General features: G+C 34.1%; 12 protein-coding genes. 3 read left to right on the forward strand and 9 right to left on the reverse strand.

Annotated features, from left to right (window positions below; genetic code table 11):
- Positions 1-22 precede the first annotated feature (22 nt).
- Positions 23-136, forward strand: a complete 114-nt coding sequence (locus tag HOG88_RS11945; RefSeq protein ID WP_367234477.1) for a helix-turn-helix domain-containing protein — start codon at positions 23-25, stop codon at positions 134-136.
- Positions 137-225: 89 nt separating this feature from the next.
- On the opposite strand, the gene HOG88_RS09845 is transcribed toward HOG88_RS11945, so the two are convergent.
- The 4 genes from HOG88_RS09845 to HOG88_RS09860 all read right to left on the reverse strand — a co-directional run bounded on the left by HOG88_RS09845 (position 226) and on the right by HOG88_RS09860 (position 7047).
- On the reverse strand, positions 226-1764 hold the full coding sequence (locus HOG88_RS09845) for a SulP family inorganic anion transporter (protein ID WP_295005695.1): 1539 nt from the start codon (positions 1762-1764) through the stop codon (positions 226-228).
- A gap of 103 nt (positions 1765-1867) precedes the next feature.
- Positions 1868-2707 carry a metallophosphoesterase gene (locus tag HOG88_RS09850; protein WP_295005697.1) on the reverse strand — a complete coding sequence of 280 codons (840 nt, stop codon included), beginning with the start codon at positions 2705-2707 and terminating at the stop codon, positions 1868-1870.
- Between the two features lie 30 nt (positions 2708-2737).
- Positions 2738-5371: a valine--tRNA ligase gene (locus HOG88_RS09855; RefSeq protein ID WP_295005700.1), complete on the reverse strand. Its 2634-nt coding sequence runs from the start codon at positions 5369-5371 to the stop codon at positions 2738-2740.
- Between the two features lie 518 nt (positions 5372-5889).
- Positions 5890-7047, reverse strand: a complete 1158-nt coding sequence (locus HOG88_RS09860; protein ID WP_295005702.1) for a hypothetical protein — start codon at positions 7045-7047, stop codon at positions 5890-5892.
- 500 nt (positions 7048-7547) lie between these two features.
- On the opposite strand from HOG88_RS09860, the gene HOG88_RS09865 reads away from it, so the two are divergent.
- Together HOG88_RS09865 and HOG88_RS09870 are read left to right on the forward strand one after the other, a co-directional pair.
- Positions 7548-9629 (forward strand): ATP-dependent helicase, encoded by a 2082-nt coding sequence (locus tag HOG88_RS09865; protein ID WP_295005704.1) that lies wholly within the window; start codon positions 7548-7550, stop codon positions 9627-9629.
- Between the two features lie 23 nt (positions 9630-9652).
- Positions 9653-10087: a heavy-metal-associated domain-containing protein gene (locus tag HOG88_RS09870; RefSeq protein WP_295005706.1), complete on the forward strand. Its 435-nt coding sequence runs from the start codon at positions 9653-9655 to the stop codon at positions 10085-10087.
- A gap of 6 nt (positions 10088-10093) precedes the next feature.
- Here HOG88_RS09870 and HOG88_RS09875 read toward each other — a convergent pair whose 3' ends face one another.
- The 5 genes from HOG88_RS09875 to HOG88_RS09895 all read right to left on the reverse strand — a co-directional run.
- Positions 10094-10876 (reverse strand): EI24 domain-containing protein, encoded by a 783-nt coding sequence (locus HOG88_RS09875; RefSeq protein ID WP_295005708.1) that lies wholly within the window; start codon positions 10874-10876, stop codon positions 10094-10096.
- Positions 10877-11395 carry a YtfJ family protein gene (locus HOG88_RS09880; RefSeq protein WP_295005710.1) on the reverse strand — a complete coding sequence of 173 codons (519 nt, stop codon included), beginning with the start codon at positions 11393-11395 and terminating at the stop codon, positions 10877-10879.
- A 73-nt stretch (positions 11396-11468) separates the two neighbouring features.
- Positions 11469-12431, reverse strand: coding sequence for a DUF3137 domain-containing protein (locus HOG88_RS09885; protein WP_295005712.1), 963 nt, complete (start codon positions 12429-12431; stop codon positions 11469-11471).
- 8 nt (positions 12432-12439) lie between these two features.
- Entirely contained in the window at positions 12440-12994 is a 555-nt protein-coding gene (locus tag HOG88_RS09890; protein WP_295005714.1) for a LemA family protein, read from the reverse strand.
- 36 nt (positions 12995-13030) lie between these two features.
- Positions 13031-13286, reverse strand: a 256-nt coding sequence (locus HOG88_RS09895) for an NAD(P)/FAD-dependent oxidoreductase (protein ID WP_295005715.1), incomplete at its 5' end; no start/stop codon positions are given.

Genomic DNA, 13286 nt, shown 5'->3' on the forward strand with positions numbered 1-13286 from the left:
ACAAGATAGAAACATCGCTATAATGAATGCACATTTAGATGGATACTCACAAGCGAGTATCGCAAGTTATCTCAATCTTTCTAAATCTTTGATTAGCAAAGTTGTAAAAAGTGGAGATTCATTCACAGGGGTGTAGTTTTAGATAATATTATATATATTGATAGAATGTCAAGTGTGGTAAACAGGGCTTTAAAGCCCTTTAGTGTAGAGTTTTATAAAATAGGTTTAGTAGTTAAACGCTACTTTATAAGTAGGATCGTCTTCCTCGTATGAACAGTGTGGACCAGCTTGTTTTAGTATAGCTTTACAGTCTGCACTTAGATGACGAAGAAGTAAGTTCTTTCCAGCATCTTCATACTTTTTAACAATACTATCAATCGCTTCAACACCAGAAAAATCTAAAACTCTTGCATTTTTAAAATCAATAACGACTTTAGGTGGATCTTGGTCTATGCTAAAGTTATCTGAAAAAGTAGTAGCACTTCCAAAGAAAAGAGGCCCTTCAAGTGTATAAACTTTTGTACCATCATCTTCTGAATGAGTTTTTGACCATATACGAGCATGTTTCCAAGCAAAAATAAGCGCTGAGATAATTACTCCAGCAATTACCGCTACTGCTAAATCTTCAACTACAGTAATGATAGTTACAACAATCATAACAAAAATATCAGCACGAGGCATATGTTTAAGGTGTGAAAAACTAGACCACTCAAATGTTCCAATACTCACCATAAACATGATTCCAACAAGAACACCTACTGGAATAGTATTTAATACATCTGTCATTGATACAACAAGTACTAAAAGACCAACTGCCGCTACAAATGAAGAAAGACGACCAAGACCACCAGAAGTAAAGTTAATGATACTCTGTCCGATCATAGCACAACCAGCCATTCCTCCAAAGAATCCACTTGTAATATTTCCACATCCAAGTGCAATACACTCTTTGTTTCCACTACCACGAACGCCACTCATCTCGTCTAAAACAGCTAAAGTAAGTAGAGACTCAATGAGACCGACTAACGCCATGATAATCGCATAGGGAAGTACCATAAGTATAGCTTCAAGACTAAAGAGCGTGTCAGGAATGATTAGGTGAGGCAATTGTCCTTTAAACTCACTAAGGTTGGCTAAAGAGCCTACTGTGACAGTGTCTATTTGCATAAAGTATACAATTAGAGTTAGTACTACAATAGCAACAAGACCAGCAGGAATAACTTTTGTGAATTTTGGAAGTATGTACATAATGAGCATAGTTACACCAACAACGACATACATAGAAATACCTTGACCTTCAAAGAATTTAAATTGAGCCATTGCTATAACTATTGCTAGACCGTTAACAAAACCATATAAGGCTGGTTGAGGAACAAGACGAATGAATTTACCAAGTTTAAATAGACCAAAAGCAACTTGAATAGCACCTGCAATGATAGTAGCTAATAAAAGATAGTTCAGTGCATGAATATATAACTCTTCACCAACCATACCCGCAGCTGTAAGTTTTGCATTTGCTTCAAGCATAAGACCGATCATTACAACGGCAACACTTCCCGTGGCACCAGAAATCATTCCAGGTTTTCCACCGATAATAGATGTAATTAGTCCTATGATAAACGCAGCATAAAGTCCAACAATTGGGCTAACACCCGCGATAAAACTAAATGCGATGGCTTCAGGAACGAGAGCTACGGCAACAACTAAACCAGACAAAATATCATTTTTGATATTAGCAGCAGAATATTTTTTTAAATCAAACAATTGTACAAGACCTTATAAAGAGAGGATTTTATGGTATTGGAATTATAGCGAATAATCGTCTTTAAATGTGAATATTTAAGTTGTTCTTATCTTTGTATATTTACTAGGAAGTGTAGATTAGTTTTTCACTAATTTTTGCACCTGTAATCTCTAAATATCGCATAGGGTACATGTCTAAATCTAACGGACGTATAAAACCACGTGTGACTACCATTTTAGTGCCATCTTGCTCTTTTACAGAATCTATGTGTTTATGCCCTGAGAGTGTTAAGATGACATTTTTATCACTGAGAAGTTTAGCTTGAACTTCTTGTGCGTTGTTAAGTACATACTTATGAATATCTTTATCTTCAGTTCCTCCCCAATAGTTTGTATAAGGGTGGTGATTAAGAATAATAGTGGGTTTTGCACTTTTAAGAGCTGTTTTTGCAAATGCTATTGTCTCTTGAGTGTAAAGACCATTATTCGCACCTTCTATACAGCTGTCAAGTCCTAAAATAACATAGCCCTTTTTCTCTAACATCCAATCTTTCCCCTGAACAAGAAGAGCTGTATCATCTAAAAATATATTTTTAAACTCTTGTAAATCTATACCATCACTTGGCTTAGCTGATGACTCTTTGTTCCCACGAACAAGATAAGATGGACAGTGCAGAGTCTTAATAATCTCTTTAAATTTTAGAGCATCACTATTGCCCTGGGCATTATTGTTAAAGTTGTCCCCACCAAAAAGTACAAAGTCTAAATCTTTATAGTTTTCATTGATAAATGCACTCATAAGTTCCATAGCTTCAACACTATCGGTATCGCTTAAGTCCATGTGTGAATCTGTAATATGAATAAACTTCAGAGTTTCTTCTTTGTGTGATTCATTTGCGACTAAAGGCATAGCTGAGAGTGCCATAGCACCTTTTAAAAAACCTCTTCTTGTAATGTTTGACATATTTGACTCCTATATTTAAGGTATTAATTATTAAGCTTGAAGTGAACTTAGTTGCTCTTTTACTTTTACTTGTTTAGCTGACGCATCTGCTAATGTCTCACGGTTTTTAGCAAGTACATCTTCTGGTGCATTTGCAACGAAACGCTCATTGTTTAGCATACTATTTGTCTTGTCTATCTCTTTTTGAAGTTTCTCATCTTGTTTAGTAAGTTTGTTGATGATAGAACTAAGGTCTATAGAATCTGTTGGTATGAAAGTCTCGCACATATCCGAAATGTCACTTACCGCGTTTTCTATTTTAGTCTGGGTAAATTCAACATCAGTTACTTTTGCAAGTCTAACTATAAATGGAAGCATGCTTGTTTTTTCATCTTCACTAATTCCGTCTATTTTTACATAGGCTTTTTCTATCTTTTGGTTTGCTAAGTCTACAAGAACTTTCGCACGTCTTATAGAAACAATAGCATCCATAATGATGTTAAACTTTTTCTCTTCTGCATCGAGTTTCTTCGTTTTATGAGGATAAGGCATAATCATAATAGAATCACTATCTTCTAAAGATGTTCCTGATAACTCATGGTAAAGATGCTCTGTAACAAAAGGCATGAAAGGGTGAAGAAGTTTCATAGCCTCTTTGAAAATAGCTCCAAGTTCAACTATAGAATCCTTGTCTGCTTTAGATAACTCAATTCCCCAACCACAAAACTCATTCCATATAAATCTATAAATAACAGTCGCCGCGTCGTTGAACTTATACTCATCAAGTGCTGCTCTTGTCTCTTTAGTTGCTACATTTAAACGACTTAGCATATACTTTCCAAGCTCAGTTTCTACACAAAAACTAGAAAGATCAGGAAATACGTCTACATTCATTTGAAGATATTTTGAAGCATTGTAAAGTTTGTTTGTAAAGTTACGATTTAATTCTAACTTTTCTGTACTCATACGAATGTCACGACCTTGTGCGGCAGAGACAGCAAGAGTGAAACGCAGTATATCTGCTGAGTATTGATTAACCATATCAAGAGGGTCAATAACATTACCCTTCGACTTTGACATCTTATCGCCTTTTTCATCACGAACAAGAGCATGAAGGTAGATGTGCTTAAATGGAAGTTTTCCATTGAAGTTTTCACCCATCATCATCATTCTAGCTACCCAGAAAAATAAAATATCAAAACCAGTGATTAAAAGAGTATTTGGATAGAAGTCTTTCATATCTTGTGATTCAAAAAGTTTCTCCATTTCTACATCACCTTCTTGACCCCAACCTAAAGTTGAAAAAGGCCATAGAGCGGAAGAGAACCAAGTATCTAAAACATCAGGGTCCTGCGTTACATTTTTACAAGCACATTTTGGACAAGCTTCAGGTTTTACTTCTTGTGAAGCAAACTCATGGTCACACTCATCACAGTAAAATACTGGAATCTGATGTCCCCACCAAAGTTGACGAGATATACACCAGTCACGAAGTTCACCCATCCAAGAGTTATAAGAGTTAATCCAGTGAGGCGGAAAAAACTGTGCTTCACCCTCATTTGTTTTAGCGATTGATTTATCTGCTACTTCTTTACGAACAAACCACTGTCTTGAGATATAAGGTTCAACGACATTTTTACATCTATAGCAGTGTCCTACTTGGTGTTTATGATCTTCTATCTTAGTGATAAATCCCTCTTCATCAAGGCGTTTAACAATGATGTCACGAGCTTCCATACGTTCAAGTCCTTTAAACTCTCCAGCATAGTCGTTTAAAATACCTTTTTCATCAAACACGGTAATGAACTCTAGGTTATGGCGTTTACCAACTTCGTAGTCATTCTGATCGTGTGCAGGAGTTACTTTAACAACACCAGTACCAAACTCCATATCAACATGAGAGTCAGCGATGATTTTTACAGTTCTCTCTAAAAGTGGAAGTTTTATCTCTTTGCCGACTATGTCTTTGAATCTTTCATCATCAGGATGAACCATAACTGCAGTATCTCCGAAGTATGTTTCAGGACGAGTTGTTGCTACTTCAACACTTCCGCTTCCATCAGCAAATGGGTAAGTCATATAGTAAAATTTACCATCATGGTCTTCGTGCTCAACTTCAATGTCTGAGAGTGCACCATCATGTGTACACCAGTTTACCATGTAGTTTCCACGAACAATAAGTCCATCGTTGTAGAGTTTTACAAAAGACTCTTTTACAGACTTTTGAAGTCCCGCGTCCATAGTAAAACGTTCTCTTTCCCAAGCTGGAGATACACCCATAACACGAAGTTGTTGTGTCATGATTCCTGCAGATTCTTCTTTCCACGCCCATACTCTTTCTAAAAACTTCTCCCGACCGAGTTCTTCTTTTGTAGTTCCCTCTGCTAAAAGTTGTTTCTCAACAACGTTTTGTGTAGCGATTCCCGCATGATCCGTTCCCGGCTGCCAAAGAGTTTTATAGCCATCCATACGTTTGTAACGAGTAATGATATCTTGGAGTGTAAATGTAAGTGCGTGACCTATGTGAAGACGACCTGTTACATTTGGAGGTGGCATCATGATAGAGAATTTTTTATCATCTTTTTGAATAGCTTTGTTTCCATCTACTTCAAAGTATTTTCTTGTCTCCCAAATTTTATAATATTTATTTTCTACTTCTTGGGGATTGTACTGGTTATCTGACATTTTTGCACCTTTAAATAGTCTCAATTAAAATTACGCGATTATAGCTAAACTGAGGTGATAACTAACTGATGAATAATTATAAACATCTAACTAGAGAAGAACGACACCTAATTGCCCTGAAAGAAATGCCCTTGGGGTGCAAGTTTGTATAAAGGCTAGATTCACTCAAGTTGAAATAGCTCAAGAATTATGTCGCCATTTAAAGAAAAAATACAGCCAATAACATCTGATAATGGACTCGAATTTGGAAATCATAAAATAAATTTTAATGCTGGAGATACAGTACAATTAAAGAAATTGATGAGATTGGGCTACTTGTATTTGGTTTGATAATAAAAAAGTCGAAAGACATACTTTTAAATACATAAACATGACATAATGTCATATTTTAAACATCTTATTAAATAACAACTATACTTATACTTTACACTTGCTTCACTTATTTCAATTCAAGAGAGCATTATCCATGTTGTAATGATTCACTACTGTTAAAGCAATTTGATTTTAATATTCATTATTTAGCCTTTTTTTATTTCTTTTTTAATCCAGAGTTTAAACTCAACATCCTCGAATATATATACCCCATCTTCTTTAAACAGTGTATTCTCTTTAAGCAGGGCTTTCATAGCAGACTGTAAGGATGTTTTAGTGATTGAATACTCTTCTAATATCTCTTTGCCATAAATCTCACTTCCATTACAGCTCACTATTATTTTTAAAGCATTTTGCTGAGGTACTGTGTATTTATTAAAGAGTTGTGCAATATAAGATTTCTTACTTATAAGTTGATTGATTTCTTCTTCCATTATAGAATACTCTATCACACTAGCATCTTTCCCCTTTCTGAAGAGATCGTGACATACTTGTTGAATAAACCTTGTCTCTCCATCTGCTTCATCATATAGGTGTCTAAATGCGGTTCTGTCTAGAAATATATTTTTTCGCTGAAACCTTAGTAGTGCCCAGTCATAAAATGTATCAGGGTCTAGAGGACTAAGAGGCATTTCTGAACCAAGTTTAAAAAATGCTCTTGATACTTCATTAAACATTCCTAATAAAATATTTCTTTTTGAGCCCGTAAATACAAACGAGCCTAAACCTTTTCTCTTTATTGCAATTGTTCTTAGAGTCTCTTCAATCTTCTCAAAATCAGGAAGAGAAACAATTTTTTGAAATTCATCAATTGCGAACACGAAGGTAAGATTTTTAGCTCGAAGATAATTAAAGTAGTCGCTAAAAAGATTTTCAATTGCTATATAGTAATTTTTATCTCCTGCTTCTATCTTTAGTTCAGGTGTACCACTTATAACCATAGAAATTTTAGAGTTTTTAAAGTACTCTTGAATGTCATTGACCATTATTGATGCTTTCTCAATAGTTGTAAGTTCATAAGATAGACTCATTTTAATGCCATCTTGAAGTTTGGTAAAAAGTTCTCTTGTGTTAGAAACTGAGTATATATCGACATGTGCTTGGAGTACTTTCTTTTCAGTGTGATTTTCAAGTACTTCTTTAATTAAAGAGGATTTACCTATACGTCTCTTTGAAAACATTATTATATTTGTATTGTTAAAAATATGATCGCTGAGTTCATCGATGTCGTTTTCTCTACCACAGAAGAATTCTCCTGCAACTTCTTCATCAAATTTGAATGGATTTCTAATTCTTTTTATCATAGAATACCCTTTAGTATTTAATTTAATACCGTATAGTATTCTAAATATTATATATTGTCAAGTACTTTTATTTCAAAAGATAAAAATTTAGAACTTGACCCATATTTTTACGAACGACAAAAAGAGTTACATCAAATTAATTTTAGACAATCGATTAAAAAATATACTATTGTTTATCAAGTGAGTTTAGAAAGAAATACAATTGAAATGATGAAAATATTTAAGAAAAACAAACCTTCACAACACTAAAGACACAACAAAACATAGGAACACAATAAATTACCTAGCGGAAATTTATGGTTCTATTCGACCGTTATATCCAAAAAGCCACATTACCTGGAAATTTGAATATGCCTATTTATGAAAGTAAATTGGTAAATTAATTCTTTGGATTTTTAATGAAAAAGTTTAATGGCACCTAAAATTTGATTCTGAAACTAACTGATTTTTTATCTTTAAAAGGTATAATCACACTCTTAAAATTTAGGAGGAGTTCTTATATGCCACTATCGCGTTTAAATAAAGAACAGTATGCTGCAGCAACCTCCTTAGACTCACAAAATCTCATCATTGCTTCTGCTGGAACAGGTAAAACTTCTACTATAGTTGGAAGAATAGGGCACCTTGTGGCTCAGGGTGTGCAACCCCAAGAGATACTTCTCCTTACATTTACAAACAAGGCAGCTGCAGAAATGGTAGCTCGTGTAGGAGAATACTTTGGAAAGAATGTAGCCTCAAAGATAGATGCGGGAACTTTTCACGCGGTCAGTTATAGATGGTTGAAAAAGTTTGACCAAAGAGTAGTTTTAAAACAACAACGCGAGCTTAAAACTCTCTTTCGTTCTGTGTTTGAGAAACGCTCATTTTCACAGATAAACGCGGACATGAATCCTTATGGAGGGAACCACCTCTATGATATGTACTCTTTTTATCAAAATACAGAGTTAGTTAATAACTTTGAAGACTGGGTAAAAGAAAAATATCCTGAACATGAAGGTTTTGCTCTTATATATGCTGATGTAGTTGATGAGTTTGAAGGGCTTAAGAAGGAGTATGGTTTTGTAAACTTTAATGACCTCCTTTTAAACTTCCGTGATATATGTAAAACAAAAAACTTAGGCTATAAAGAAGTTCTTGTCGATGAGTACCAAGATACAAATGCGCTTCAAGGAACACTCATTGACACGATGAATCCACCATCTCTTTTTTGCGTTGGGGATTATGACCAGAGTATCTATGCTTTTAATGGTGCGGATATAAGTATTATCGGTACATTCACTGAAAAATTCCCTAAGGCAATAGTACATACTCTAACAAAGAACTATCGTTCATCCGCTCCAATACTTTCACTTGCAACAAAGGTTATAGAACATAACGAACGTATCTACCCTAAAGAGTTAGAAGTAACACGACTACAAGATGCCAAAGCACCAAGTCTACTCGCGTTTGATGAGCTGTTTGATCAGTACCACCAAATAGCAGCAATGATACTAAAAAGTCAAACGCCAAGAGAAGAAATAGCTGTAATCTTTCGTAATAACTCATCGGCAGATGGCATAGAAGTAGGGCTTCGTGAGTTAGACATTGCATGTAAACGCAAGGGTGGAACATCTTTTTTTGATTCACGAGAGATAAAAGCCATACTTGACCTTTATACACTTCTAGTCAATGAGTCAGATATGATGGCGTTTATACATCTTTTTGAGTTTGCGCGTGGCATTGGTTCGGCAATGGCTAAGGAATTATACATAGCTTTAAAAACTCTGGGACAGGGAAGTATATTTTACGGACTGTATGCACCAGATGAGACTATGAAAAATCCTTTTGAAAAACGCAAGCTTAACCATCAGCTTGGTCTTTTTGATGACTTTTTAGAACTCGGAGCTGTAGGGAAGTATGCAAAACTTGGCTTTGAAGATAAGTTTATGAAAAATCCTATTTTAAAACATCCAAAACTAACAAAAGACAGTGCAGGATTTTTACATAGTTTTTATCTTCTATTTCGTGATTTAAAGGGTGTGAAGTTTCCTATTGATGTTGTTACAAAGATAGCAAACTCGGAGCTTTATGCGTACATTGCAGATACACTTGCTAACAAAAGAGCAATGCTTAAAGATGGTTCTATAGACGAAAAACAAAAAGCAGAAAAACTTACAAGTATCACTAGAAAAAAACTTCTGCTATGTGAGTTATGTAAACCATACTCACAACATGAGAGATTCTTAAACGCGATGATACTCGGTTCTTCCGATTTAACTCAAGGGGAGGGTGTGAACCTTTTAAGCGTTCATGCTTCTAAAGGTTTAGAGTACAAAGAAGTTTATGTTATTGACTTGATGGACGGGCGTTTTCCAAATCGTAAGCTTATGCAAAGAGGCGGAAGTCTTGATGAAGAGAGAAGACTTTTTTATGTCTCAGTTACAAGGGCAAAAGATATACTCTATCTTAGTTTTGCAAAATACGATAAGATAAAAAAACAGAACTTTATGCCTTCTCAGTTTTTGTATGAAGCTGGACTTGTTCCAAAAGATGATGCTTATAGAGCTTTGATCAAAAAAGAAGAAGAAAAAGAAGAAGAGTAAACTAAAAAACAAAGGATATAAAAATGGCAAGAAATAATTTTATAATTGCTACAGTGACTATTATAATGATATTTTCAGCACTCGTAGTTTCATCACTTTATATGGGTGAAAATGTAGTAGAAGAGAAAAAGGTCTCTAAAATCATAACAAAGCGTATAAATATGCAAGGAATGACTTGTGAGAGTTGTGAAGAGCTTATAAACTCGACAGCTTCAAAAGTAAATGGTGTTGTAAGTGTTAGTTCTTCAAGCCCAGCTCAAGTTGCTATAGTTGAGTATGACACTGCTAAAACAGATATAGAGAGTATTATGCAGGCTATTGCAAAAACAGGCTATAAAACACTTGGTTTTGAAGATGTAAATACGACATCTGTACAGATGAAAAAAGAAGTACCAGCCAAAGCTATAAGTACTATGAAGTGTGGTGCTGGAAAATGTGGTTCTAGTATGGCTGAGTAAAAGATTTTACTCAGTTTCACCTCTTAACTTTCTAACTTCTGCGAAGTAACTATGTCCTAAGTAAATTATATAAAATACTGATGCAAAAAATACTACAAAAGGTATAAGTGACATTACATAGAGTGCTAATGTTTTCATTCTAAGTTTTGTCGCATTGAAAAACTTTATCTTTAAGGCCTCATCTTTTGTACATATAGTTGAAGACACATCATAAGTTAGTACTTTATGAAAAAGATAGTAGAGTGGAAGATTAAAAATAAGTACTCCAAGAAGTGGTATAAAGTAGAGTGGTATAAAAACTATAAACATAAGTATCATTATAGCTACCCATTTTAACATCAAAAATATTGACTCAAATACATTTGAATGGCCAATCATCTCTATATCTTCATAGTGTCTAGCCTGAATCTCTCGAAGTATGTAGGGAGTTAAAAACCCTATAACTAGAAGTGCCACAAATATAGAGAGATAAAGTGTCAAAAAACTCCCAATAGTATATACTAGAAATGTAGCTATCCAAGATGTCATAGCACTACCCATAAGAAACTTTACAAGGGCCGTTCCCTCTAAGTTAGCAGTGAAACTATCTGTATGGGGAACTCCATTTTCTACAGTTGTGGTAGTACTTTGAACATCCATACTGCCAAGTCCTTCAAGACCAATACCAGCAATAGTGAAAAATAAAATATATAAAATAATCATGCTTATAAAAAAAGGCATAACCGAGTACTTGATCATTTTTGATGTAAGTAAATCTTTTATACTCAGCGAAAGTAGCGAAGTGTTCATTTATAGATTACTATCAATAATATCAAATGAGTTTATAATGTCCTCTTCTCCCATTTTTCCAGATTTATAAAATAGTAATTCACCAGTTTTTGAAAAGATTAAAATATTCGAAGCATCGTTCTCTACTTCCCATTCATTCACTAAAACACTATTTTTATCTTTTACATAGATAGTGTCAGGAAATTCTTCTTGTTTTGATTTTAGAAGTTTTTCAATGATGAAGTTTGGTTTCCAAGTAGCAGCAAGGTTTACAATTGCCATACTTCCATATAGGTTTTTATCATATGCTTGTTCTTTTAGTCTTTTTGAATAGTGAGAATTTGTATCTTTCTCATCAGGGTCAACATAAAACATCACATAAACCTTATCTTTTATGCTAGAAGATGACCACTCAGTGCCATCCTCTACATATCCACCGTTTTCACCTGATATGGAAATTTGTTTTGGATTTTCTCCAACTGTTAATGCATGTAAGTTTAGTGTAACGAGTAGTGTTAATAGTGCAGTAGTTAATTTCATTCTTTCTCCAAAGTTGTGTTTAATATCAGGATAGTTTATCTGTTTATCATTTAATCTAAGTTTATTTTCTTGTTTATTGTTTACTCCATAGTTTTTGGTTGAGTTTTAGTTCTTGGACTATGCCTATAGCTAAGTGAAGTGTAGCTATATACTCCATAGCAACTTTATACTTTAAAAGTGAATGAAAGACAGATGGTTCAAACAGGTCTTTATTATATTCTATAGCAAGATGGATATTCTTAGATGTAAAAGAAATAAAAAGAGGATGTTTGGAACGTTTTTTATAGTTTAGTAGTTGTTGCATAAGGGTATGGGAAAGAATATATCTCGCTTCAACTTGATCACTAGAGTAGACAACAAACTCCTTTTCAAACGCAGGACTATCCATTTTTACAAGTTGATCTCGAGATAGGTTCTTAGACTGAAGAAAGCCTCCTATAAAGTCACCAAAAGTACTCACGGCTACATCTGGAAGAATGACAGTTGAACCATGAAAATGTTTGTTAAATTCACTTACTACAAAAAGTCCTTGAAACATAGTCTTGTAACTAGTTCTTCCTTTAGAATCACGATGTCTCTTTTGTGCATGTATATCAGAAAACTGTATGGGAATACCATCAATCGTTCCTTTTACATAGTCATTTCCACTGAGTTTATCAGGAGCTTGGGTAAAAATTTTAGAACGAGTGAAATATCTTTGTGGAACATGTAGTGATGGAGTATATTTTAAGTTTTTATCAAGAGCATGGATTAAAGGTCTTATTATGCTGTGTTTAAACTCATGAGTATAGTCTTTAACAAGAAATTTATAGACAAGAGCACCAAGACTAAAGTATCCAAAACCTAGGAATACAAGCATCTCAACATTGAAAAATTTATCTAATAGGGTAAAAAAAAGCACAACAGCTATAAAAGTGTAAAAAAATCCGATAGTTATTATTCTACTTCGAAGTTGTTTTCTGTCTATTTCTAGCTTTTGCAAAGTGCCAAAAAGTTTTTTATAATAAAAATCTGTTAATTCACTTTTATTTTTCATGTGGTATGTTAATTAAAAAGTTCTTTAACATTTACATTTTTTCGTTCAATTTCACTAATGGCAAAAACATCTTTTTTAGAGTAGTTCATAGCAGATGCCATAAAGTTTGTAGGAATCTGTTCTAAAGCATTGTTATAGTCTGTAACTGCTTGGTTATAAGCACGTCTTGCTGCTGATATTTGTTCTTCTACCTCATTAAGAGAATGTTGTAAATGCATAACATTTTCATTTGCTTTTAGGTCAGGGTAGTTTTCTACTGCAATCATGATAGAACCAAGTGCCGAACTCATCTTTGCATCAAGAGCAATTTTTTGTTCATCAGAAATATTTGGTTTATTTGCCTCTGCACGTAACTTTGTTATGTCTTCAAGGATGCCTTTTTCATGTTCCATATACTTACTAACACTTGAAATAAGGTTTGGGATGAGGTCATAACGTTTTTTAAGCTGTGTATCTACACTTGCAAAAATATTTTCGACTTGATTCTTTTTTGAAATAAGAGAGTTGTAAAGAAGTACTAAAATTAAAATAACTGCAATAAGAATAATAAGAGGAGTAGACATAGGATTCCTTAAAAGTTGTTTTATTTATTATAGCGTTTATTTATGGATAATGTCTTTTGCAGCAACATAAGCACTAGCCCAAGCAAAGGCGAAGTTATAACCACCACGACGACCAACAACATCAAGAACCTCACCACAGAAGTAGAGGTTTTTGCATTTTAGTGATTCCATTGTTTTGGGATTGATTTCTTGTGTATCTACTCCACCACCACTCACTTCGGCATGTTTAAATCCATGAGTTTCACTTACTTCAAAACGCCAGTTAAGTATAGTGTTTGCTACTTTTTTTGCA

The organism is Sulfurimonas sp., assembly GCF_018698455.1.
GTDB lineage: Bacteria > Campylobacterota > Campylobacteria > Campylobacterales > Sulfurimonadaceae > Sulfurimonas.